Annotated in this window: 22 protein-coding genes; all 22 read left to right on the top strand. The window is 42.5% G+C overall.

Going from position 1 to position 23,712, the window contains the following annotated elements; translation table 11 throughout:
* The first annotated feature begins 78 nt into the window (after positions 1-78).
* The 22 genes from QM830_RS03405 to QM830_RS03300 all read left to right on the top strand — a co-directional run bounded on the left by QM830_RS03405 (position 79) and on the right by QM830_RS03300 (position 23,511).
* Entirely contained in the window at positions 79-1,818 is a 1,740-nt protein-coding gene (locus QM830_RS03405; protein ID WP_414325644.1) for an ABC transporter ATP-binding protein, read from the top strand.
* 13 nt (positions 1,819-1,831) lie between these two features.
* Positions 1,832-3,604: an ABC transporter ATP-binding protein gene (locus QM830_RS03400; protein WP_414325643.1), complete on the top strand. Its 1,773-nt coding sequence runs from the start codon at positions 1,832-1,834 to the stop codon at positions 3,602-3,604.
* A 298-nt stretch (positions 3,605-3,902) separates the two neighbouring features.
* The gene (locus tag QM830_RS03395) at positions 3,903-4,430 is read left to right on the top strand and encodes an N-acetyltransferase family protein (protein ID WP_414325642.1); all 528 of its coding nucleotides are present in this window, start codon (positions 3,903-3,905) and stop codon (positions 4,428-4,430) included.
* Between the two features lie 348 nt (positions 4,431-4,778).
* A complete protein-coding gene (locus QM830_RS03390; RefSeq protein ID WP_414325641.1) occupies positions 4,779-5,777 on the top strand; it encodes a DUF3137 domain-containing protein in 999 nt (332 codons plus the stop codon).
* 2 nt (positions 5,778-5,779) lie between these two features.
* Positions 5,780-6,334, top strand: a complete 555-nt coding sequence (locus QM830_RS03385; RefSeq protein ID WP_414325640.1) for a LemA family protein — start codon at positions 5,780-5,782, stop codon at positions 6,332-6,334.
* A gap of 155 nt (positions 6,335-6,489) precedes the next feature.
* Positions 6,490-7,566: an aspartate-semialdehyde dehydrogenase gene (locus tag QM830_RS03380; protein ID WP_414325639.1), complete on the top strand. Its 1,077-nt coding sequence runs from the start codon at positions 6,490-6,492 to the stop codon at positions 7,564-7,566.
* Between the two features lie 88 nt (positions 7,567-7,654).
* Positions 7,655-8,590 (top strand): 4-hydroxy-tetrahydrodipicolinate synthase, encoded by a 936-nt coding sequence (gene dapA, locus QM830_RS03375; protein ID WP_414325638.1) that lies wholly within the window; start codon positions 7,655-7,657, stop codon positions 8,588-8,590.
* 20 nt (positions 8,591-8,610) lie between these two features.
* Positions 8,611-9,240, top strand: a complete 630-nt coding sequence (locus QM830_RS03370; RefSeq protein ID WP_414325637.1) for a hypothetical protein — start codon at positions 8,611-8,613, stop codon at positions 9,238-9,240.
* Between the two features lie 145 nt (positions 9,241-9,385).
* Complete coding sequence (locus QM830_RS03365; RefSeq protein ID WP_003001449.1) at positions 9,386-9,724, top strand: ATP cone domain-containing protein; 339 nt, start codon at positions 9,386-9,388, stop codon at positions 9,722-9,724.
* Positions 9,725-9,838: 114 nt separating this feature from the next.
* Complete coding sequence (gene ylqF / locus QM830_RS03360) at positions 9,839-10,690, top strand: ribosome biogenesis GTPase YlqF (protein WP_414325636.1); 852 nt, start codon at positions 9,839-9,841, stop codon at positions 10,688-10,690.
* Complete coding sequence (locus tag QM830_RS03355; protein WP_414325635.1) at positions 10,677-11,444, top strand: ribonuclease HII; 768 nt, start codon at positions 10,677-10,679, stop codon at positions 11,442-11,444. Before ylqF ends, QM830_RS03355 begins: the two co-directional genes overlap by 14 nt.
* 3 nt (positions 11,445-11,447) lie before the next feature.
* Positions 11,448-12,377, top strand: coding sequence for an ROK family protein (locus QM830_RS03350; RefSeq protein ID WP_414325634.1), 930 nt, complete (start codon positions 11,448-11,450; stop codon positions 12,375-12,377).
* A gap of 61 nt (positions 12,378-12,438) precedes the next feature.
* A complete protein-coding gene (gene dprA, locus QM830_RS03345; protein WP_414325633.1) occupies positions 12,439-13,287 on the top strand; it encodes a DNA-processing protein DprA in 849 nt (282 codons plus the stop codon).
* 86 nt (positions 13,288-13,373) lie between these two features.
* Positions 13,374-15,455, top strand: coding sequence for a type I DNA topoisomerase (gene topA / locus QM830_RS03340; protein WP_414325632.1), 2,082 nt, complete (start codon positions 13,374-13,376; stop codon positions 15,453-15,455).
* Between the two features lie 107 nt (positions 15,456-15,562).
* The gene (locus QM830_RS03335; RefSeq protein WP_414325631.1) at positions 15,563-16,240 is read left to right on the top strand and encodes a SatD family protein; all 678 of its coding nucleotides are present in this window, start codon (positions 15,563-15,565) and stop codon (positions 16,238-16,240) included.
* Complete coding sequence (locus QM830_RS03330; RefSeq protein WP_414325630.1) at positions 16,224-16,928, top strand: DUF3307 domain-containing protein; 705 nt, start codon at positions 16,224-16,226, stop codon at positions 16,926-16,928. The genes QM830_RS03335 and QM830_RS03330 overlap by 17 nt, the downstream gene beginning before the upstream one ends.
* Positions 16,929-17,086: 158 nt before the next feature.
* Positions 17,087-18,421 carry a methylenetetrahydrofolate--tRNA-(uracil(54)-C(5))-methyltransferase (FADH(2)-oxidizing) TrmFO gene (gene trmFO / locus QM830_RS03325; RefSeq protein WP_414325629.1) on the top strand — a complete coding sequence of 445 codons (1,335 nt, stop codon included), beginning with the start codon at positions 17,087-17,089 and terminating at the stop codon, positions 18,419-18,421.
* A gap of 93 nt (positions 18,422-18,514) precedes the next feature.
* Positions 18,515-19,342, top strand: a complete 828-nt coding sequence (locus QM830_RS03320) for an alpha/beta hydrolase (RefSeq protein ID WP_414325628.1) — start codon at positions 18,515-18,517, stop codon at positions 19,340-19,342.
* 38 nt (positions 19,343-19,380) lie between these two features.
* Positions 19,381-20,121 (top strand): esterase family protein, encoded by a 741-nt coding sequence (locus tag QM830_RS03315; RefSeq protein WP_414325627.1) that lies wholly within the window; start codon positions 19,381-19,383, stop codon positions 20,119-20,121.
* Positions 20,122-20,143: 22 nt separating this feature from the next.
* Positions 20,144-21,310: an ATP-grasp domain-containing protein gene (locus tag QM830_RS03310; RefSeq protein WP_414325626.1), complete on the top strand. Its 1,167-nt coding sequence runs from the start codon at positions 20,144-20,146 to the stop codon at positions 21,308-21,310.
* A gap of 223 nt (positions 21,311-21,533) precedes the next feature.
* On the top strand, positions 21,534-22,502 hold the full coding sequence (locus tag QM830_RS03305; protein ID WP_414325625.1) for a thiamine pyrophosphate-dependent dehydrogenase E1 component subunit alpha: 969 nt from the start codon (positions 21,534-21,536) through the stop codon (positions 22,500-22,502).
* 16 nt (positions 22,503-22,518) lie between these two features.
* Positions 22,519-23,511 carry an alpha-ketoacid dehydrogenase subunit beta gene (locus QM830_RS03300; RefSeq protein WP_414325624.1) on the top strand — a complete coding sequence of 331 codons (993 nt, stop codon included), beginning with the start codon at positions 22,519-22,521 and terminating at the stop codon, positions 23,509-23,511.
* Positions 23,512-23,712: the final 201 nt, after the last annotated feature.

Raw genomic sequence — 23,712 nt, 5'->3', positions numbered from 1 at the left:
TTGCTTAAAATTTATTCGGCCTCGCTCCCTCTTTTCTGTGTGCTTAGGGATATAATTTATGAAAAAGGAGAGTTGCCTATGCTTTATATTTGGTCTTACTTGAAAAAGTATCCCAAGTGGCTAGCCCTGAATTTATTTTCAGCGGTTCTTTTTGTCGTTGTCAATTTGGGATTGCCAACGATCCTAGCTCGGATGATTGACGAAGGAATTAATCCGCGTGATGTAGATCGGCTGTATTTCTGGGGTTGGATCATGTTTGTGATCATCTTGCTAGGGATCTTGGGACGGATTGTCTTGTCATATGCAGTAGGAAAGCTGACTACTACCATGGTACGGGACATGCGCAATGATCTCTATGCAAAACTACAGGAGTATTCCCATCGCGAGTATGAACAGATCGGGGTCTCATCCTTAGTCACTCGGATCACCTCGGATGCATTTGTCTTGATGCAATTTACCGATTCTATGTTGAAGATGGGGGTTATTACACCCTTGATGATGGCTTCAAGTATCCTCTTGATTCTGACAACCAGCCCTTCTCTAGCGTGGATTGTAGCCGTATCGGTTCCCTTCCTTGCGGTCGTTGTATGGTATGTGGCGGTGAATACACGTCCCCTTTCTGAGAAGCAACAAAAGACCTTGGACCGGCTGAATCAGTTTGCTCGGGAGAATTTAACTGGACTTCGAGTGATTCGTGCCTTTGCTCGGGAGGATTTCCAGGAAGATAAATTTGCGGCTGAAAATGACGTCTACGCAGAAAACTCAAATAAGCTCTTTAAATTAACCGGTTTAACAGAACCTCTATTTGTACAGATCATTATTGCTATGATTGTGGCGATTGTATGGTTTGCTTTGGATCCTCTTCATGATGGCAGTTTGAAAATTGGGGATCTGGTTGCTTTTATCGAGTATAGTTTCCACGCGCTTCTGTCCTTCCTTTTCCTAGCCAATCTCTTTACCATGTATCCTCGTACAGCGGTTTCTAGCCGTCGTCTCAAGGAAGTCATGGATATGCCCATTTCGATTGATCCCAATGAAAATGGTGTGACAGAAACAGCAACACATGGCTATTTGGAATTCGACAATGTGACCTTTGCCTATCCAGGTGAGACAGAGAGTCCGGTTCTGCACAATATTTCCTTTAAAGCGAAACCAGGTGAAACTATTGCCTTTATCGGTTCGACCGGTTCAGGGAAGTCTTCACTTGTGCAATTGATTCCGCGATTCTACGATGTCACTCTTGGTAAGATTTTGGTTGACGGTGTGGATGTACGTGATTACAATCTCAAGGCCCTTCGTCAAAAGATTGGCTTTATTCCACAAAAGGCTCTGCTCTTTACAGGGACCATCGCAGAAAATCTTCGCTACGGAAAAGAAGATGCATCTGTGCAAGAGTTGGAAAAAGCAGCTGATATCTCTCAAGCTAAAGAATTTATAGATAGTCGGGAGGATCGTTTCGACACGCATTTAGCAGAAGGCGGAAGTAACCTATCAGGAGGGCAAAAACAACGCTTGTCCATTGCCCGTGCTGTCGTTAAACATCCGGATGTCTTTATCTTTGATGATTCCTTCTCTGCTTTGGACTACAAGACGGATGCCACCTTGCGCAAGCGTTTGAAAGAAGTGACAGGAGATGCAACAGTCTTGATCGTTGCCCAACGCGTGGGCACCATCATGGATGCAGATCAAATTATTGTTTTGGATCAAGGTGAAATCGTGGGCCGAGGAAGACACGAAGAGTTGATGGAAAGCAATGAAATCTATCGCGAAATTGCTAATTCCCAGCTAAATAGTAGCCCATCCCTCACGGAAGAATAGAAAGGAGAAGCAAATGAAACAAGAACAAAATAGTTTCAGTCGACTATGGACCTATTTGAAAGCTTATCGATTTGAAGTTTGCTTGTCCATTTTTCTAAAAATCATTAGTGTTATCATGAGTGTCGTAGAACCTTTTGTTTTAGGGCTTGCCATTACAGAATTGACTCAAAATCTCTTGGAAATGGCTAATGGAGTACCTGGAGCTAGTCTGAATGCTACTTATATTGCGATCATTATGACGCTGTATTTGATTCGTGGAGTCTTTTACGAATTAGGTTCTTATTATTCCAACTATTTCATGACCAATGCTGTTCAAAAAACAATTCAGGATATGCGAAATGACTTATCTCATAAAATCAATCGGATTCCTGTGTCGTATTTTGACCGTCATCAGTTCGGGGACCTCCTGGGGCGTTTTACTAGCGACGTCGAAACAGTCTCCAATGCCCTGCAGCAATCCTTTTTGCAGATTGTTAATGCCGTCTTTACCCTGCTCTTTGTCATTGGTATGGTGCTCTATTTGAACCTTCAACTGGGCTTGGTGGTGATTCTATCAATTCCAATTACCTACTTGAGTGCCCGTTATATTATGAAGAAATCACAGCCTTACTTCAAGCAGCAAGCAGATGTTCTAGGAGCTATGAACGGTTTTGTCCAAGAGAATTTGACAGGCTTTAACGTCCTTAAGCTCTATGTACGAGAAGAATCTTCACAAGAAGAATTTCATGCGATTACCCAGCATTTGCAAAAGGTTGGATTCAAGGCTAATTTCATTTCAGGTTTGATGATGCCGGTCTTGAATGGAATATCCGATTTGACCTACTTGGTGGTCGCTTTGATGGGAGGTGTGCAAGTATTGGCTGGCCGCTTGACGGTCGGAAATATGCAGGCTTTCGTTCAATATGTCTGGCAGATCAATCAACCCATCCAAAATTTAACCCAGTTAGCTGGTCAGTTACAAAGTGCCAAATCTTCGCTGGATCGGATTTTCCAAGTCATGGATGAACCGGATGAAGAAGAGGTCACAGAGGCTCTTAGTGAAGATTTGACCGGTCAAGTGAGCTTTAAAAATGTGGATTTCCAATATGTAGCAGACAAACCTTTGATTCGTGATTTCAATTTAGAGGTCAAACCGGGTGAAATGGTGGCCATTGTTGGACCAACCGGTGCTGGAAAAACAACCCTCATTAATTTGCTGATGCGCTTTTACGATGTGACAGCGGGCTCCATCACAGTGGACGGTCATGACATTCGGCATATATCCCGTCAGGATTACCGCAAACAATTCGGGATGGTACTTCAAGATGCTTGGTTGTATGAAGGGACCATCAAGGAAAACCTTCGTTTTGGGAATCTGGAGGCCACGGATGAAGAAATTGTAGAAGCTGCCAAGGCAGCCAATGTTGATCACTTTATCCGGACCCTGCCTGGTGGTTACAACATGGAAATGAACCAGGAGTCTAGTAATATTTCTCTAGGACAAAAGCAACTCTTAACCATTGCGCGTGCGCTTCTTGCTGATCCAAAGATCTTGATTTTGGATGAAGCAACGTCTTCCGTTGATACGCGTTTAGAGCTCTTGATTCAAAAAGCCATGAAGAACTTAATGAAGGGACGGACCAGTTTTGTCATCGCCCATCGCTTGTCGACCATTCAAGAAGCGGATAAAATCCTTGTCCTCAAAGATGGCCAAATCATTGAGCAAGGGAATCACCAATCCTTGTTGGCAGACAAAGGGTTCTATTACGAATTGTATAACAGTCAGTTTTCCAACAATGAAAGCTAGGAATGACTGTTTGTTGAAGAGGTTCTGGGACAAAAGTCCTAGCCTCTTTTTGATGTTGGATTGTCGTGCAAGACGCAGTGGTTGAGTGGGCTCTACTACGCTGATTTCATCAACTTATACAGCCCTACTCAACTGTGCGGAGGTGGGACGACGAAATCGAATTCTAACAAATTACCGATTTCTGTCCCACTCTCTCTTTTCTACATTATGAAATAGTATGATTTCATTTTGTATGGTCCGCCATTGACAGTGAGGACGCTAATCTGTATACTAAGGGTATTCTAAAAAGGAGAGCCTCATGATCATTCGTCCCGTTCAGCTAGCTGATGCAGCGGCCATTCGAGCTATTTACCAACCTTATGTGACAGAGACTGCTATCACCTTTGAGGTCGATGTGCCAACTGTCCCAGAATTTGAAAGACGAATCACGAAAACGCTAGCTCAATACCCTTATTTAGCTGCAGAAGTCGGTGGAAAAGTTCTAGGTTATGCCTATGCCTCTAGCTATTATGCACGCGCTGCCTACGATTGGACCACTGAATTATCTATTTATGTAGCTAAAGAAGCGCGAGGACAAGGGCTTGGATCGGCCCTTTATGATGCCCTAGAAGAGGAGTTACAGGCACGAGGCTATTTACGCTTTTTGGCTTGTATTGCAGTCCCGAACGAGGCCAGCATTGCTATGCATGAAAAGCGGGGCTATATTCAAGTGGCGCATTTCCCAAGAATTGGCTATAAATTTGATCAATGGCATGATATTGTCTGGATGCAAAAAACCATCGATGGGCCTGTAAATACCCTGAAAGAAGTAGAAGAGAAAAGATAGGTGTTAGATACTCTTTATAGATGCAAGGTGCTAGCTTCTTGACAGCTTGTGGACGTTCATGGTAAACTAAGTTTATGCGATGAGTCGATTGGCTCTTAGGAGCCTTTTGCGCTGAGGAGGTCTACATTCAATTGTAACGCAGGAGCGGACCTTGAACAGTTGTGTGAACCGGCTGTTCTCATCGAAAGATGCCTCGAATCCCTAACCATTTGGTTGGGGATTTTTTGTTTTTCTAAGCTTATTTTTCCCCCACAGAAATATAGTTGCTTCCTGGATTTTTCAATGATATAATGAGGTATATGTGAGGCAGTTAGAAAGTTCATTGGTGCTTGAAAGGAGATGATTCGGATGGTTGAACAAAAGAATCCAACTAGCAAGTGGTCCCAGGAAAGATTCCAACGAATCAATGAGTTGGAAGGTTCAAAACAATTTCAGGATAAACTCCTATTAATGAAGGAGCAGATGACCAGTAATCTTCAGTGGAAGACGGCTACGATGGTAGGGATGCTTCTAGCGATGTTCTCCTTCGCCCTATTCAAGTTAAAGGCTATCATTCCGATCTTGTTAGGGATTGTTTTCTATTATTGGCCCCAATATATGAAAAGGAAGACCCTCTTTGGGGATAGAATTCGCACGAATGATGAGATTTATATCAATGAATTTCTTTGTCCAATTTTGAAGGAAGTCTTTCCAGAAGCGGACTTAACACGAACAGCGACCTACTCGATGGATGCCTTAAAAGTTTTTAGTCCACGTTCTTCGAAATTTCAACTCTTTAATCAGCTGCTTTTTCATGATGAAAAAAATCTAACGGTGACCAACCTGTATGCCTATCATATAGAGACCAGGATTGAGAGAGATTCTAATGGGCATATCGAAACTGTCGAAAAAGAAGTGGAGGATTTCGCTGGTCAGATCTTCTCTTTAAAATCTCCAATTTCATTTCCAGGACACTTGAGAGTTATACCGACTAAGAAATCTTTCTTTTTAAAAAGAGAAGTCAAAGGTGCCTATCCGGGTGCTGGACCTAATGAAGTTCAGATTGAAACAGAAGATATCCAAAACAATGAAAACTACAATATCTATTGTACAGATGAACTGGCTGCTCGAAAATTTCTAAAACCCAAGATCCTAGAATGGTTTGATCAGCAAATATCAAAAAATGCCATGTGTGTGTATTTCGTTCAAGATACACTCTATATATCCTTATATACGAGTCGCTATCTTTTCCCAACGCCAGGAAACAAAGAAGCAATCGAACGTCTTTCGATTGCTGAAGAGTATCAAAAACTTTGTAAGGAAATCGACCTCGTCGATGAATTAACCAATATATTTAAAGGAGAATAACTATGTCAGCTTTAATAATTGCCATTGTCGTTTTTGCTCTTGTAGTTGTTATGTGGTTTATCGGAGAAAGCAATCGCTTGAACCGTTATCAGGTCATGATTGAAGAAGCAAAGAGAACGGTGGATATCACTCTTGTCAAACGCTACGATACCATTTCTGAAATGTTGAAGGCGGCTAAGGCCTACGCCAAACATGAGGAAAAGGTCTTCACGGAATTGGTAGCCCTTCGTCAAGGTGCGTCCATCCAAGAATCCAACCAAGTCATTGCCAATCAAAACGATGTTTTGGCACAAATCCGAGCGGTAGGTGAGAATTATCCTGAGCTCTTGTCTTCAAACCAATTCTTGGCCTTGCAAAAAGAAATTGCTGACGAAAATGAAGATCTGGCAGCCTCTAAAAGGATTGTCAATAGCAATATTAGCCAAATCAACCAATCTATCGTAACTTTCCCAACTTCAGTCGTTGCTGGAATCAAAGGAATGCAACAGGTGCCATTTTTAATGGAGGATACACAAGGAAAGAAGGACTTGAGTGATTTGGATTATGAAATCCATTAAGCTTGGATAAATCATTGATTTTGTTCAGAAAAAAACCGATTTAAGATCGGTTTTTTTGTCTCTTCAAATACAAATAAGTCTTTTCATTTACTGGGAAAAATAGTATAATAGTTGAAATTCATAAATTTTTAGAAAATTTTGAAAGAGGATTTACTATGGGATACACAGTTGCTGTTGTCGGTGCTACAGGTGCCGTTGGTGCTCAAATGATCAAAATGTTGGAAGAATCGTCTCTTCCAATCGATAAGATTCGCTACCTTGCGTCTGCACGTTCTGCAGGGAAAGTTTTGTCATTCAAAGGTCAAGAAGTAACGATTGAAGAAACGACAGAAGATGCTTTTGAAGGAGTTGATATTGCTCTCTTCTCAGCGGGTGGATCTACTTCAGCTAAGTATGCACCCTATGCTGTTAAAGCAGGCGCAGTAGTAGTTGATAACACATCTTTCTTCCGCCAAAATCCGGATGTTCCTTTGGTTGTGCCTGAGGTAAATGCTCATGCTCTTGATGCTCACAACGGGATTATCGCCTGCCCTAACTGTTCAACGATTCAAATGATGGTAGCTTTAGAGCCAGTTCGTCAAAAATGGGGCTTGGACCGGATTATTGTATCCACTTACCAAGCTGTTTCAGGTGCAGGGATGGGAGCTATTCTTGAAACCAAACGCGAGTTGAAAGAAGTGTTGGATGATGGTGTAGATCCTCGTGATGTCAAGGCAGAGATCTTGCCATCAGGTGGCGATAAGAAACACTATCCAATTGCTTTTAACGCTCTTCCACAAATCGACGTCTTCACTGACAATGACTACACTTACGAAGAAATGAAGATGACCAATGAAACCAAGAAAATCATGGAAGATGATAGCATCGCCGTTTCTGCAACTTGTGTGCGTATCCCCGTCTTGTCAGCTCACTCAGAGTCTGTCTACATCGAGACCAAGGAAGTAGCTCCAATCGAAGAAGTGAAAGCGGCCATTGCTGCCTTTCCTGGTGCTGTCTTGGAAGATGATGTTGCTCATCAAGTATACCCACAAGCGATTAACGCTGTCGGTTCTCGCGATACCTTTGTTGGTCGTATCCGTAAAGACTTGGATGCTGAAAAAGGGATCCATATGTGGGTGGTTTCTGATAACCTTCTTAAAGGAGCTGCTTGGAACTCAGTTCAAATTGCAGAAACCCTTCATGAACGTGGACTCGTGCGCCCAACAGCTGAGTTGAAGTTTGAGTTGAAATAATTCTATAACTGAATAATATGTAATGGGGACAGCTATCAACTTTTGATGCTGTCCCTCTTCCCTATGATTGATTCGAGAAGGAGCATCAATGTCTTATCAAGATTTAAAAGATTGTAAAATGATTACCGCCTTTATCACCCCCTTTCATGAAGATGGTTCGATAAACTTCGAGGCCATTCCTCCACTCATCGAACATCTTTTGGCTCATCACACAGATGGGATTCTTTTAGCTGGTACCACAGCAGAAAGCCCTACTCTAACTCACGATGAAGAATTAGAACTTTTTGCTGCGGTGCAAAAGGTAGTCAATGGACGGGTGCCTTTGATTGCTGGTGTTGGGACCAATGAGACCCGAGATTCCATTGAGTTTGTAAAGGAAGTAGATCAGTTTGGTGGCTTTGCTGCTGGTTTGGCCATTGTTCCATACTACAACAAACCTTCTCAAGAAGGTATGTACCAGCATTTTAAGGCTATTGCGGACGCTTCTAACTTGCCAATTATTATCTATAACATTCCAGGGCGCGTGGTGGTCGAAATGACACCAGAAACCATGCTCCGCTTGGCCGAACATCCAAACATCATCGGGGTCAAAGAATGTACGACTCTTGCCAATATGGCTTATTTAATCGAGCACAAGCCAGATGAGTTTCTCATCTATACAGGGGAAGACGGGGATGCTTTCCACGCTATGAACCTTGGAGCAGACGGTGTGATTTCAGTAGCATCTCATACTAATGGGGATGAAATGCACGAAATGTTCCAAGCCATTGAGAATAATGATATTAAAAAGGCAGCGGCTATCCAGCGCCAATTTATCCCTAAAGTCAATGCTCTCTTCTCTTATCCAAGCCCAGCTCCTGTTAAAGCAGTCTTGAACTATATGGGCTTTGAAGCAGGTCCGACCCGTCTGCCATTGGTGCCAGCACCCGCTGAGGAAGCTAAGCGCATTATCAAAGTAGTAGTGGATGGGGATTACCATGCCAGCAAAGAGATCATTACGGGAGTTCTTCGTCCGGATTATTAAAAAAATGTCGTGAGGAATGTATGTCAGAGTTAGAGAAAACAGAGCTAGAAAAAACGGATTCAGAAAAATCAGAACTAGAAAAATTTAAAGAAGGTCATAGCCTTGAAAAGTTAGACGGTGTGATGATCTATGATAAACCGACGATAAAAACAGGTGAAAAAGCCGGCTGTATTGGTGCACTCTTACTTTTACTGGGATTTGGAACAGGGATCATACTGTTCCTAGCTCATTTAGTGTTTGACTTTGATTCCAAGTTACTCAATTTACTCTGGGAATCGATCGCTGCTTTAGGATTCGTTTTTAGTTTAGCAGGAGCTTTTCAAATCGGTCTTCTTACGGTTCACCGCTACTCACGAGAAGCCGATAAGAATAAACTTTTTGAAATCGATAGCGCCTACAATCTCTACAATGTTCTCTATAAACCCTCTAAAATAGTCCTCTTGCAATATGATAGTAAAGAAGATCAGCTGATTGCTGTCAATGCTGGTGGTGAACTACTAGTGGAACTCCTTAGAAAAGTAGAGATGGAGAAGTTATCTCTGAAGAAGATTTTGAAGACCTTCCGTTTGGATCATGTTGCCGAACATACTTGGAGATTGAGCTACAGCTATAAAAAAGAAGATGTGGTCATGGAGAAGAGTGATCGTTAAAAATCTGATATCGTCAGAGGATAAGGATTTCTTAAAAGAGCTTTGATTCTTAGCAAAAAAGTTATATAATAAAGTAGTAGGACTCCATTTCTTTGATACAAGAAATGGAGCATTCATGAAAAACGAATGGATAAAGGAGACTCTTATGGAAGTCATTAAACGTAGTGGAGAAGTGGTTGAATTCAACCCAGATAAGATTTACCAAGCTATTTTGAAAGCTGCGCAAGTTGTCTATGTTTTGACAGATGATTTGCGACAAAACTTAGCACAAGTGACTAAGAAAGTTGCTATGGATTTGGATGAAGCCCAAGTAGAACGCGCAACCATCAGTATGATCCAATCATTAGTGGAACAACGTTTGCTGGGAGCAGGTTATATTACCATTGCAGAACACTACATTTCTTATCGCTTGCAACGAGATTTGGAACGAAGTGGCTATGGTGACCATATTGCCGTGCATTTGCATTTTGAGCAAATTCGCTAGAATATAAAAATGAAGTTACCTAGATAGCTTCATTTTTTGTATTCTCGTTTAAGGCTGAGAATTCAAGAAAACATGGTATAATAGAGAAGATTGAACTGGAAAGGAATGGAGATTATGGCAACTATTCAATGGTTTCCTGGACACATGTCCAAAGCTAGAAGACAAGTACAAGAAAATTTAAAATTCGTGGATTTTGTGACGGTTCTGGTAGATGCTCGATTGCCCCTATCAAGCCAAAATCCCATGTTAACAAAAATTGTTGGTGACAAACCTAAATTAATGATTTTGAACAAGGTAGACCTGGCAGATCCTGTGGCAACAAAAGAATGGCAGGACTATTTTGAATCGCAAGGCATCAAAACCTTGGCGATCAACTCCAAAGAGCAGTCGACGGTTAAGAAGGTCACAGATGCTGCTAAGAGCTTGATGGCCGATAAAATTGCTCGTCAAAAGGAACGTGGGATTCAGATTGAAACCCTTCGGACCATGATTATTGGGATTCCAAATGCTGGGAAGTCCACTCTTATGAACCGCTTAGCAGGGAAAAAGATTGCAGTCGTTGGTAATAAACCAGGGGTGACCAAGGGACAACAATGGTTGAAAACCAATAAAGACCTTGAAATCTTGGATACTCCTGGGATTCTCTGGCCCAAATTTGAAGATGAAGAAGTGGCCTTAAAGCTCGCCTTAACAGGCGCTATCAAGGATCAGTTGCTTCCAATGGATGAAGTGACCATCTTTGGCCTTAACTATTTTAAAGAGCACTATCCAGCAGTTTTACAAGAGCGTTTTAAACAAATGGACCTGGAGCAAGAAGCTCCTGAAATTATTATGGAGATGACTCAGAAAATGGGATTTCGCGAGGATTACGACCGTTTTTACCAACTCTTTGTCAAAGATGTCCGCGATGGGAAATTGGGCCGGTATACGCTGGATCGTGTAGGGGAAATTGATGGCAACCATTAAGGAAATTAAAGAACAATTAACAAACATCCAGCAGTTAGATGACCCTTTATTGGCTGAATTGGAACAGGATAGCCGATCTGGTGTTGTCCAAGCGGTCGCAAAGCGAAAAAGAGAAATCCAAAAACGTTTAGATGAAGAAGAGCGCTTGGAAGGAATGCTGGCCTATGAAAAAGAATGCTATGCACGTGGAATTGAGCTTATTGCAGGAGTGGATGAAGTGGGACGTGGCCCATTAGCGGGACCAGTTGTTGCAGCTGCTGTGATTTTACCCAAAGGCTCTAAGATTCCAGGACTCAACGATAGTAAAAAGATTCCGAAATCCAAACACAAGGAAATCTATGAGGCTGTGCTCCAAGAAGCTATTGCGATCGGCATCGGCGTCAAGGACAATCAGGTGATTGACCAGGTCAATATCTATGAAGCTACGAAACTAGCCATGATGGAGGCTATTGGTCAGCTAGATCCTCAACCCCAGCATCTTTTGATTGATGCCATGAAGTTGGATCTTTCTATTCCTCAAACTAGTATCATCAAAGGAGATGCTAATTCCTTATCCATTGCTGCTGCTTCTATCGTAGCTAAGGTGACTCGGGATCAGATGATGGAGGACTTGGATCAGTTATATCCAGGCTATGATTTTGCACAGAACGCTGGCTATGGGACAGCTAACCACCTTGCTGGTCTGCACAAGCTGGGAGTGACGCCTATCCATCGGCGTTCTTTTGAACCGGTTAAATCGATGTGTGAGGACTAGGCTATGCTATTTACCATCGATATCGGAGGGACCTTTATAAAGTATGGTCTAATGGACGTGGACTATCACTTGGTTCATACAGACAAGATCCCGACGCCACCTACAATTGAGGAGTTTTGGCAAGGATTAGAAGGAATTGTTGATCTTGTTCGGGAACAAATCGACGGGATCGCCATTTCATGTCCTGGTGAAATCCAAAAGACACTTGGCTTTGTCTTTCGAGGTGGACTCATCCCTTATTTGCGCAACATTCCTTTGGCTAGTAAGCTGAAGCAAACCTTTGATTTACCAGTCACAGTGATAAATGATGGTGATGCGGCAGGTCTAGCAGAAGCAAGGCTTGGCAATCTAAAAGATTGTCCGTGCGGTGCAATCTTGGTCTTAGGGACAGGAGTTGGACTTGCTCTTCTTTCTAATGGTGATTTATTGAGAGGATGGCAACTGACAGAATACATTCGGTCTATTGATAAGACAGAAAGAACACTAGAAAATCGTCGTTTTCATCGAGAACTCTTCTTGCAAGGCATTTCTAATCTTTTGGAAAACACTGGTTCAGCTGTTCAATTTGTTGAGAAAGCTAGTCAACTATTGAACCTAGAAGAGGCAGACGGTATAGCTGTTTTCAAGGCTCTTGATCAAGGAGGCAAAGAGGAGCTGAAAACCTTGTTTCAGGCCTATTGCTATGATATTGCTATTCTGATTTTTAATCTTCAATCTTTGTTGCGACTTGAGAAGGTGACCATTGGAGGTGGCATTAGTAGCCAACCGCTACTGATCGATGAAATCAATCACCAATACCATGACCTGCTCTCTCAAAAAGGCCATAAACAATTTGAGGCTTTGCCCATTCAAGCAGCTCGCTTCCATAATGAAAGCAACTTGATTGGTGCCGCATCTTACTTTTATTCTTCTACACATCAAAAAAAGTTCTAGAAATAGAACTTTTTTTCTTTTCTTTTTCGAATAGATAATTAAGAGGAAGTGGAAGGTGACCATGGAGAAATTTGAAATTTTTAAATTAAAAGTAGCTGGCTTATCAAATGAGCAAGTCTTGAGAGTCTTGCATTACTGTAGAAATGATGAACCCTTACCAGGCTTAGAAGAGATAGCAAGGATAGCTGGCTCTCGCAGTATCATTCATTTTGTAGACAAATACCGGCAACTAGATGACGATCGATTACACAAAGACTTTGAACGATTCCCATCTTTATCCATTTTTGATCCTGAATACCCTGAGGAATTACTACAGATCTACAATCCTCCTGTACTCCTTTTTTACCAAGGGGATTTGGAGCTATTAACCAAACCGAAGATTGCAGTCGTTGGAGCTCGGGAGACCACGCGAGAAGGGGTGCGATCTGTAGAGAAAATTATTAAGGAACTTAGGAATGAACTGGTCATCGTCAGTGGACTAGCAAAAGGGATTGATGCGACAGCGCATTATGCCAGCATTCGCAATGGTGGAAAGACCATCGGAGTCATAGGAACAGGACTGGATGTTTTTTATCCGAAAAGCAATCAGAAATTACAGACCTACATGGGAGAACACCATCTTGTCTTGAGCGAGTATGGACCAGGACAGGCTCCTTTGAAGTTTCATTTTCCTGAGAGAAATCGCATCATTGCGGGACTCTGTCAAGCCGTGATTGTGGTAGAAGCAAGACTCCGTTCAGGAAGTTTAATTACCTGTGAGCGGGCCATGGAGGAAGGACGAGATGTTTTTGCTATTCCAGGAAATATTTTAGATGGAAAATCTGCAGGTTGCCATCACTTGATTCAAGAAGGTGCAAAGCTTGTCACATCAGGCCAGGACATCCTGGATGAATTGAAATGCGAATTGTGATTTTCCTATAGGAGAAGTTCCTAGTTGACATCTTTCTTAAAATGTATTAAACTCAATGAGATTTATACAATACAGAGGGATAAAACGTGGTAACAAAAAAGAAAAGCAGTACAACCAAGAAAAATTTGGTGATTGTGGAGTCTCCTGCCAAGGCGAAAACAATCGAGAAATACCTTGGTCGTAACTATAAAGTCATGGCCAGTGTTGGTCATATTCGGGACCTGAAAAAATCAACCATGTCGATTGACTTCGACAATAACTATGAACCGGAATACATCAATATTCGCGGTAAAGGCCCCTTGATCAATGATTTGAAAAAAGAAGCTAAAAAAGCCAAACAAGTCTTTCTCGCAAGTGACCCGGACCGAGAAGGAGAAGCTATTTCTTGGCATTTAGCGCATATTTTGAACTTAGATGCCAAAGAAAAGAACCGAGTAGTTTTTAATGAAATCACTAAGGATGCGGTCAAAAATGCTTTCAAAGAACCGCGCCAAATCGATACGGACCTGGTTGATGCCCAGCAAGCACGTCGGGTTTTGGACCGGATTGTAGGGTACTCGATCTCTCCTATTCTTTGGAAAAAGGTTAAAAAAGGTCTTTCTGCGGGGCGCGTGCAATCTGTTGCCCTCAAATTAATCATTGATCGTGAAAATGAAATTAATGATTTCAAGCCGGAAGAATACTGGACCATCGATGGCGTCTTCAAAAAAGGAACCAAGCAATTCCAGGCTAGTTTCTATGGGATTGATGGCAAGAAGATGAAGCTCAACACCAATGAAGAGGTGAAAGCTGTTCTTGAACGCTTAGATGGCAAAGATTTTACCGTTGAAAAGGTGGAAAAGAAAGAGCGTCGTCGAAATGCGCCACTTCCATATACAACTTCTTCCATGCAGATGGATGCTGCCAATAAGATCAACTTCCGTACGAGGAAGACCATGATGGTAGCGCAGCAGTTGTATGAAGGAATTAATATTGGTTCTGGTGTTCAAGGTTTGATTACATACATGCGTACAGACTCCACACGGATTAGCCCCGTTGCACAAAATGAAGCAGCCGGCTTTATCGTAGATCGCTTTGGAGAAAAGTATTCCAAGCATGGTAGTCGGGTCAAGAATGCTTCCGGTGCCCAAGATGCCCACGAAGCTATTCGTCCTTCTAGCGTCCACAATACGCCTGAGAAAATTGCCAAGTACCTGGACAAGGATCAGCTCAAGCTCTATACCTTGATCTGGAACCGTTTTGTCGCCAGCCAGATGACTGCAGCTGTCTTTGATACCATGAATGTTCGGTTAGGTCAAAATGGGGTCCAATATACAGCGAATGGGAGTCAGGTAAAGTTTGACGGTTATTTGGCGATTTATAATGATTCAGACAAAAACAAGATGCTGCCGGATATGGTAGAAGGTGATATGGTCAAGCAGGTCAATAGCAAGCCTGAGCAACACTTTACCCAACCACCGGCTCGTTATTCTGAAGCGACCTTGATTAAGACGCTGGAGGAAAATGGAGTAGGTCGTCCTTCAACCTATGCACCGACCATTGAGACCATTCAAAAACGCTATTATGTGAAGCTGGTAGCCAAACGCTTTGAACCAACGGAATTAGGGGAGATCGTTAATAAACTGATTGTTGAATTTTTCCCAGATATTGTCAATGTGACCTTCACAGCGGAGATGGAAGGGAAACTGGATGATGTCGAAGTTGGGAAAGAGCAGTGGCAAAAGGTCATCGATTCCTTCTACCAACCATTTAAAAAAGAAGTAGCCAAGGCTGAAGAAGAGATGGAAAAAATCCAAATCAAAGACGAACCAGCTGGTTTTGACTGTGAGGTTTGTGGAAGTCCAATGGTCATTAAATTAGGACGTTTTGGTAAGTTCTATGCTTGTAGCAACTTCCCAGATTGTCGTCATACCCAAGCGATTGTCAAAGAAATTGGGGTGGAATGTCCAGACTGTCACCAGGGACAGATCATCGAGCGTAAAACAAAACGGAACCGTATTTTCTATGGCTGTAATCGCTACCCAGACTGTGAATTCACTTCTTGGGACAAGCCAATCGGCCGTGACTGTCCAAAATGTGGTCACTACTTAGTTGAGAAAAAAGTTCGTGGTGGTGGGAAGCAAGTCGTATGTAGCAATGGGGACTACGAAGAAGAAAAAGTAAAGTAAGTTTTTAGAATGATTCGATGTCTGTTATAACGGAAATTTTTATAAATGTCTGTTATAATAGACATTTTTGTTTTTTTTCGTTATAATAGACACAAGGAGGTGGGCTTATGTATCTTGCTTTGATTGCAGATGTCATTGATTCCAAAATGGTTCAAGAACGTCTTGACCTGCAAAAACAGGTAGAAAAAACGCTTCAAAAGATGAACGAATTATTTGGAGATTACCTGGCATCCCGTTTTACTTTGACCTTGGGAGATGAGTTTCAGGCGCTTTTAGAAGTGAATGCTCCGGTTTTTCAAATCATCGATACCTTGCGTTCAGAACTAAACCCGACACAACTTCGTTTCGGCATTGGCCTCGGGGAGATTGTAACGGATATCGATCCCCTGCAAAGTATTGGAGCAGATGGTCCAGCCTATTGGAATGCTCGTGCAGCTATTAATCTGGTCCATCAGAAAAATGATTATGGTAACACCCAGATTTATTTTTTGAGTAGTAATGACAGCCAGGACTCAGTGGTGAACGCCCTCATCGCTTCTGGAGAGGCTATTCGTTCAAGTTGGAGAGACAGTCAGGAAGAAATCCTGCTTGATCTTTTAAAGAGATCTGTCTATAGCGAAACCTTTAGCCAGCAGGACTTGGCCCAATCACTGGCCATCAACCCAAGTGCTCTGTCCAAACGTTTAAAGAGTAGTAGTATTCGCGTTTATTTACGGGGACGAGTAGCAGCACTAGCTTGTATTCATAGCTTAGAGAAAGGAGAGGCCTATGAGCGGATTGTCTAGTATCGTAACGAATCCATACTTGATCCTCTTGTTGATTTGTCATTTGTTATCGGATTATTATTTTCAAAGTCAGAAGATGGCGGATCGCAAGGATCAGGAGAAGAAGGTTCTCGGCCTTCATATTCTGTATGTAGCTCTTCCTCTGTTTGTCGTTTCCCTCTGTCATATGGACCTATGGTGGATTTGCTTGATCATTTTGCTGACTCATGCGGGAATAGATTATGGTAAGCCCTGGCTTCAAAAAAAGTTAAAACTGAAAACTTCCTGGACCTTTGCGCTGGATCAAGTCTTGCATATCGGTATCATTACTTGTCTAGTCCTTTTAGGAGCGAAGAATGGTTCAACCTATCTGCCTATGGACAGTTTAAACCTGATTTTTTATGTTCTCCTAGTTGGGAAACCAAGCAATATTGCCTTTAAAATTCTCTTTGCCAAGTATCAACCAACCAGTAAGAAGAAAATGGATACTATCACTGGGGCTGGTTCTATGATTGGCTTTTTAGAGCGTTTGGTGATTGGGGCCTGTCTCGTCTATGGACAATTTGCTTCGATCGGCCTAGTCTTTACAGCTAAGTCCATCGCTCGCTACAATAAAATTTCAGAGGATCCAGCCTTTGCGGAGTATTATTTGATTGGGTCCTTATTCAGTATCCTCTCTGCCCTATTAGCAGCCTGGTTGTGTTTATAAGGAAAAAAATAACAGACTTAAGCCTAGACAGGAAGGATCAGCCTTCCTGTCTTTTTACTTAGCTTTTTGGTATAATAGACCGAGTATCAATTTAGAAAGATTTGTGGGTGTCTAACAGTCCAGTGGGGTGTTTTGATACCCAAAGAGGTATTAGTGTCATGTCTCAATCTTACATCAATGTTATCGGTGCAGGCCTTGCTGGCTCGGAAGCGGCTTATCAGATTGCCCAACAGGGAATTCCGGTCAAGCTCTATGAAATGCGTGGGGTCAAATCTACTCCGCAACACAAAACAGACAATTTTGCTGAGTTAGTCTGTTCCAACTCTCTTCGTGGGGATTCGTTAACCAATGCTGTCGGGCTCCTCAAAGAAGAAATGCGTCGCTTGGGTTCGGTCATTCTTGAAGCAGCAGAAGTGACTCGTGTACCTGCCGGTGGAGCACTTGCTGTGGACCGGGAAGGCTTTGCTAGCCGAGTGACGGAAAAGGTGTCCCAACACCCGCTCATTGAAGTCATTCGCGATGAAATTACAGAATTGCCGACAGATGCGATCACAGTGGTCGCAACAGGACCCCTAACTAGCGATGCCTTGGCGGAAAAGATCCACGCGCTCAATGGTGGAGATGGCTTCTATTTCTACGATGCAGCAGCTCCAATCATCGATGTCAATACCGTCGATATGAGTAAGGTTTATCTTAAGTCTCGCTATGACAAGGGAGAAGCAGCCTATCTCAACTGCCCCATGACCAAACAGGAATTTATGGATTTCCATGAGGCTTTGGTCCATGCAGAAGAAGCCCCGCTTAACTCTTTTGAAAAAGAAAAGTATTTCGAAGGTTGTATGCCAATTGAAGTCATGGCTAAACGAGGCATCAAAACCATGCTTTATGGTCCTATGAAACCAGTTGGACTTGAGTATCCGGATGACTACAAAGGGCCTCGTGATGGGGAGTTTAAGACGCCTTACGCAGTAGTCCAGCTTCGCCAAGACAATGCGGCAGGAAGTCTCTACAATATCGTCGGTTTCCAAACGCATCTCAAGTGGGGCGAACAAAAACGGGTCTTCCAAATGATTCCAGGTATAGAAAATGCGGAGTTTGTGAGATACGGAGTCATGCACCGCAATTCTTACATGGATTCTCCAAATCTGCTTGAACAAACCTACCGTTCGAAGAAACAAGCCAACCTCTTCTTTGCAGGTCAAATGACAGGGGTAGAAGGCTATGTCGAGTCGGCAGCTTCAGGGTTGGTGGCTGGGATTAATGCAGCTCGTCTCTTTAAAGGAGAAGAAGCACTTGTGTTCCCTGAAACAACTGCTATCGGAAGTTTAGCCCACTATATCACCCATGCTGACAGCAAACATTTCCAACCCATGAATGTCAACTTTGGAATTATAAAAGAGCTGGAAGGCCCACGCATTCGGGATAAAAAGGAACGTTATGAGAAAATTGCCGAACGTTCCTTGCAAGATTTGGCTAAGTTTATGGAAAAATAGTGTATGAAGTGAAAAAGTTTGGAGAAAATCCAGACTTTTTCTTCTAAAAATGGTATAATGGATAAAATTTAGAATATAGAGAGTTTTCTGACAATGAACAAATCCTATTTTTATTTAGATATGAAGACACACGAGTTGAAAGTGCCTTATACCGGAAAACTCCGTCGTGTGCGAGTCTTATTACCTAAGAATTATGAAACAGATACTGACAGACGCTACCCCGTAGTTTATTTCCACGATGGGCAAAATGTCTTCTATAGCAAGGAAGCCTATGTAGGTCACTCTTGGAAGGTCATTCCAGCCATTAAGCGGAATCCCGATATTAGTCGGATGATTGTTGTTGCGATTGATAATGATGGCTTACAGCGTATGAACGAATACTCTGCCTGGAAGTATAAGGAGTCCAATATTCCCGGAATGCAATTTGGTGGCAAGGGCGTTGAGTACGGAGAGTTCGTTATGGAAGTGGTCAAACCTTTCATTGATCAAGAATATCGAACGCTTGCTGATCGAGAACATACAGCCATGATTGGCTCGTCGCTTGGTGGAAATATTACCCAATTTTTGGGCTTGGAATACCAAGATCAAATCGGTTGTCTGGGAGTCTTCTCCTCTGCCAACTGGTTGCACCAAGAGGCTTTTGACCGTTATATCGAGCGTAAAAAATTATATGCAGATCAACGCATTTACATCTATGTGGGGACTGAAGAGGCGGATGATACAGATAAAACGCTGATGGCAGGGAATATCAAGCAAGCCTATATTGACTCATCTCTTCGTTACTATCATGATGTCATTCAACAAGGAGTAGCTTTAGAAAATATCGCCATTCGGATTCAATCTGGGGCTATCCACCATGAAGAAGCCTGGGCAGAGCATTTACCGGAATGTCTTCGTTTCTTAGCAGAGAAGTGGGACTAGAAGCTTTTAAATTTTTATCATAAAGAAAGAGGGAACCTATGAATATTGAACATCTAAGCCACTGGAGTGGCCAACTTAACCGCGAAATGTATTTAAACCGTTATGGACATGCAGGGATTCCTGTAGTGGTCTTCGCTTCATCAGGTGGAAGCCATAACGAATACTATGACTTTGGTATGATTGATGCCTGTGCTCAGTTTATCGAAGAAGGACGGGTTCAATTCTTCACCCTTTCAAGTGTGGACAGTGAAAGCTGGCTTTGTGATTGGAAAAACCCACACGACCGTGCAGAAATGCATCGTGCCTATGAACGCTACGTGATTGAAGAAGCCATTCCTTTTATTAAGCACAAAACGGGTTGGTTTGACCCAATGATGACAACCGGTTGCTCTATGGGAGCCTACCATGCCCTCAATTTCTTCTTGCAACATCCAGATGTTTTCAACAAAGTTGTAGCTTTGAGTGGTGTTTACGATGCTCGTTTCTTTGTTGGTGAGTTTGGTGGGGATGAAGCAATTTACCAAAACTCTCCATCTGATTACATTTGGCATCAAAATGATGGCTGGTTTATCGACCGTTACCGTCAGGCGGAAATTGTCGTTTGTACTGGTCTTGGAGCTTGGGAACAAGATGGTCTACCATCTTTCTACAAACTGAAAGAAGCCTTTGACCACAAAAATATCCCTGCTTGGTTTGCTGAATGGGGACACGATGTAGCCCATGATTGGGACTGGTGGCGCAAGCAAATGCCATATTTCTTAGGACAAATGTATCTATAAGTCAAAAAGGGAGGAGACTTCTATGAATTATCTTGTTATTTCACCTTATTATCCACAAAATTTCCAACAATTCACCATTGAACTAGCTAACAAAGGAATCACTGTCTTGGGGATTGGTCAAGAGCCGTACGAACAGTTAGATGAGCCTTTGCGCAAAAGTTTGACAGAGTATTTCCGTGTAGAAAATATGGAAGACTTAGATGAAGTGAAGCGTGCAACAGCCTTTCTGTTCTATAAACACGGCCCAATCGATCGCATCGAGTCTCATAATGAATACTGGTTGGAATTGGATGCGGCACTTCGTGAGCAATTTAATGTCTTTGGGGCCAAACCTAAAGATTTGAAGAAAACCAAGTTTAAATCAGAAATGAAAAAACTCTTCAAGAAAGCAGGAGTTCCTGTCGTTCCTGGTGCTGTGGTAAAAGCAGAAAAAGATATCGACAAGGCTGTGAAGAAGATTGGGTTGCCATTGATTGCCAAGCCTGATAATGGAGTAGGTGCAGCAGCGACCTTTAAACTTGAAACACCAGAAGATGTCGACCATTTTAAAGCTGAATGGGATGGACATACGGAGTACTTCTTTGAGAAATTCGTCACTTCTAGCGAGATTTGTACCTTCGATGGTCTGGTCGATCGCGATGGTAACATTGTCTTCTCAACTACTTTTGACTATGCCTATACGCCACTTGACTTAATGCTCTACAAAATGGACAATTCTTATTATGTTCTCAAAGAGATGGATCCAAAATTGCGTCAGTATGGGGAAGCGATTGTTAAAGCCTTTGGCATGAAGGAACGTTTCTTCCACATTGAGTTCTTCCGTGATGGGGATGACTATATTGCGATCGAGTACAATAATCGTCCAGCAGGTGGCTTTACGATCGATGTCTACAATTATGCTCATTCCATCGACTTGTACCGAGGCTACGCGGCCCTTGTAGCCGGAGAACCTTTCCCAACTTCTGAATTTGAGACTCTTTATTGCTTGGCGACTTCTCGCCGTGACAATGCAGCCTATGTCCTTTCAGAGGAAGAAGTGTTGGCCAAATACCAGCATCAATTCCGAGTGAAAAAAGACATGCCTGCAGCCTTTGCGGAACTTCAAGGGGACTACCTCTACATGTTAACAACGCCAAGTCGTGAAGAGTTAGAACAAATGATTCATGATTTTGGCCAACGCGCTGAATAAAATCTTACCGATAGGTGTTCTCCTATCGGTTTTTTATTGCAAAATTAGTAAGGGCAGTTCAATATTTAAGTTTGTGAATCTTTTATATAATAGTTCATAAAACCATTTCTATCAGTATGTTAGGCGCTTTAGTTTGTGAAGAGAAATGAGCATTTATTTTGACAGTGTTTTCATAGTGAGATAGAATAAAATAGTATGAATAAATGCTAAGAAAGGCGAAATAATGGCAACATTAGACAAAAGTCTCTTATTGGAAATGTTCCGTAAAATGGAAGAAATCCGTCGCATGGACTTAAAAATTGCACAGTTAGTAAAAAAAGGAAAAGTGCCAGGGATGACGCACTTTTCTGTTGGGGAAGAAGCGGCTAACGTTGGAGCGATGCTGGCTTTAAATGATGACGATTTGCTGACATCTAACCACCGTGGACATGGACAAGCCATCGCTAAAGGAATCGATTTGAATGGCATGATGGCTGAAATCCTTGGCAAGTATACTGGTACTTGTAAAGGGAAGGGAGGCTCTATGCATATCGCTGACCTTGATGCTGGTAACCTCGGTGCCAACGGGATCGTCGGTGGTGGTATGGGGATTGCCGTAGGTGCAGCCCTTACTCAACAAACGCATAAGACTGGTAAGATTGTTGTCTGCTTCTTTGGTGATGGGGCAACCAACGAAGGTGTCTTCCATGAAGCGGTCAATATGGCTTCGATCTGGAATCTTCCAGTTATTTTCTACTGTATCAATAATGGTTATGGAATCTCTGCTGACATTAAGAAAATGACCAATGTCCAGCATATCCATGAGCGTAGTGCTGCTTACGGCATTCCAGGAATGTTTATTCCTGATGGTAACAACGTCATTGATGTCTATGAAGGATTCCAAAAAGCTGTTGAACACGTTCGCTCTGGTAAAGGTCCTGTCTTGATTGAAAGTGTTACCTATCGTTGGCTTGGTCACTCTTCATCTGATCCTGGTAAATACCGCACCCGTGAAGAAGTCGAAGAGTGGAAGAAGAAAGATCCAATCGAAAATCTTCGCAAGTATCTCCTTGAAAATGAGATTGCGAGCGCAGAAGAATTGGATCAGATCCAAGAAGAAGTGAAAGAAGCAGTGGAAGCTTCAGTGAAATTTGCGGAAGAAAGCCCATTCCCTCCACTCGAATCAGCTTTCGAAGATATTTACGCAGACTAAGGGGGAGTAGAGAATTATGGAAACTAAATTAATGTCTTTCCGCGATACCATTATCCTTGCTATGTCTGAGGAAATGCGTCGCGACGAAAACGTATTGTTGATGGGGGAAGATGTCGGAGTTTTTGGTGGAGACTTCGGAACTTCCGTAGGGATGCTAGAGGAATTCGGTCCAGAACGTGTTCGTGACTGTCCAATTTCGGAGGCTGCTATCTCAGGTGCAGCAGCTGGTGCAGCCATGACCGGACTTCGTCCAATCGTTGATATGACCTTCATGGATTTCTCAGTGATTGCCATGGATGCTATCGTCAACCAAGCTGCGAAGACGCGCTACATGTTTGGTGGAAAAGGGCAAGTGCCGATGACCGTTCGCTGTGCTGCTGGTAACGGAGTTGGATCTGCAGCTCAACACTCCCAATCTTTGGAATCATGGTTCACCCATATTCCTGGTTTGAAAGTTGTTGCTCCAGGAACTCCAGCGGATATGAAAGGACTTCTCAAGTCTTCTATCCGTGATAACAACCCCGTTATCATTCTTGAATACAAATCAGAATTCAACCAAAAAGGGGAAGTGCCTGTTGATCCCGACTATACCATTCCACTTGGTGTCGGAGAAATCAAACGCGAAGGAACTGACGTCACTGTCGTAACCTACGGGAAAATGCTTCGTCGCGTGATGCAAGCTGCTGAAGAATTGGCAGAAGAAGGCATCTCAGTAGAAGTAGTAGATCCACGGACCTTGGTTCCACTCGATAAAGAGATCATCATTAACTCTGTCAAGAAAACAGGAAAAGTAGTCCTTGTCAATGATGCCCATAAAACAAGTGGCTATATCAGTGAAATTTCAGCTATCATTTCTGAATCAGAAGCATTTGATTATCTGGATGCACCCATCCGTCGTTGTGCGGGGGAAGATGTGCCAATGCCTTACGCACAAAACCTTGAAAATGCAATGATTCCAACAGTTGAAAGCATCAAAGATGCCATTCGGAAAACGTATAATAAAGAATAATACATAACATAAATTATGTAACAATTATTAAATTAGACGAGGAAACTTTGTATCTATCGATGCAAAGTTCTCTGCGTCCTTGATATCTTAGATTAGAGCACGGGCTAAAAGCTCGGAAAAAAGATAAATCTCCTTGACTTCATCGAAGTCTGCGTAGATTTCCTATTTTCGGTCGCTTTTAAACGCCCTTTGCATCATATA

It is taken from the genome of Streptococcus sp. OMI750, assembly GCF_047463895.1.
GTDB lineage: Bacteria > Bacillota > Bacilli > Lactobacillales > Streptococcaceae > Streptococcus.
This window is presented reverse-complemented; position numbering and strand designations above follow the sequence as displayed.

Excerpts from the sequence above, each read along its gene's own strand:
- QM830_RS03405 (WP_414325644.1), top strand. The coding sequence starts at position 79 with ATGCTTTATATTTGGTCTTACTTGAAAAAGTATCCCAAGTGGCTAGCC.
- QM830_RS03400 (WP_414325643.1), top strand. The coding sequence starts at position 1,832 with ATGAAACAAGAACAAAATAGTTTCAGTCGACTATGGACCTATTTGAAA.
- QM830_RS03395 (WP_414325642.1), top strand. The coding sequence starts at position 3,903 with ATGATCATTCGTCCCGTTCAGCTAGCTGATGCAGCGGCCATTCGAGCT.
- QM830_RS03390 (WP_414325641.1), top strand. The coding sequence starts at position 4,779 with ATGGTTGAACAAAAGAATCCAACTAGCAAGTGGTCCCAGGAAAGATTC.
- QM830_RS03385 (WP_414325640.1), top strand. The coding sequence starts at position 5,780 with ATGTCAGCTTTAATAATTGCCATTGTCGTTTTTGCTCTTGTAGTTGTT.
- QM830_RS03380 (WP_414325639.1), top strand. The coding sequence starts at position 6,490 with ATGGGATACACAGTTGCTGTTGTCGGTGCTACAGGTGCCGTTGGTGCT.
- dapA (WP_414325638.1), top strand. The coding sequence starts at position 7,655 with ATGTCTTATCAAGATTTAAAAGATTGTAAAATGATTACCGCCTTTATC.
- QM830_RS03370 (WP_414325637.1), top strand. The coding sequence starts at position 8,611 with ATGTCAGAGTTAGAGAAAACAGAGCTAGAAAAAACGGATTCAGAAAAA.
- QM830_RS03365 (WP_003001449.1), top strand. The coding sequence starts at position 9,386 with ATGGAAGTCATTAAACGTAGTGGAGAAGTGGTTGAATTCAACCCAGAT.
- ylqF (WP_414325636.1), top strand. The coding sequence starts at position 9,839 with ATGGCAACTATTCAATGGTTTCCTGGACACATGTCCAAAGCTAGAAGA.
- QM830_RS03355 (WP_414325635.1), top strand. The coding sequence starts at position 10,677 with ATGGCAACCATTAAGGAAATTAAAGAACAATTAACAAACATCCAGCAG.
- QM830_RS03350 (WP_414325634.1), top strand. The coding sequence starts at position 11,448 with ATGCTATTTACCATCGATATCGGAGGGACCTTTATAAAGTATGGTCTA.
- dprA (WP_414325633.1), top strand. The coding sequence starts at position 12,439 with ATGGAGAAATTTGAAATTTTTAAATTAAAAGTAGCTGGCTTATCAAAT.
- QM830_RS03335 (WP_414325631.1), top strand. The coding sequence starts at position 15,563 with ATGTATCTTGCTTTGATTGCAGATGTCATTGATTCCAAAATGGTTCAA.
- QM830_RS03330 (WP_414325630.1), top strand. The coding sequence starts at position 16,224 with ATGAGCGGATTGTCTAGTATCGTAACGAATCCATACTTGATCCTCTTG.
- trmFO (WP_414325629.1), top strand. The coding sequence starts at position 17,087 with ATGTCTCAATCTTACATCAATGTTATCGGTGCAGGCCTTGCTGGCTCG.
- QM830_RS03320 (WP_414325628.1), top strand. The coding sequence starts at position 18,515 with ATGAACAAATCCTATTTTTATTTAGATATGAAGACACACGAGTTGAAA.
- QM830_RS03315 (WP_414325627.1), top strand. The coding sequence starts at position 19,381 with ATGAATATTGAACATCTAAGCCACTGGAGTGGCCAACTTAACCGCGAA.
- QM830_RS03310 (WP_414325626.1), top strand. The coding sequence starts at position 20,144 with ATGAATTATCTTGTTATTTCACCTTATTATCCACAAAATTTCCAACAA.
- QM830_RS03305 (WP_414325625.1), top strand. The coding sequence starts at position 21,534 with ATGGCAACATTAGACAAAAGTCTCTTATTGGAAATGTTCCGTAAAATG.
- QM830_RS03300 (WP_414325624.1), top strand. The coding sequence starts at position 22,519 with ATGGAAACTAAATTAATGTCTTTCCGCGATACCATTATCCTTGCTATG.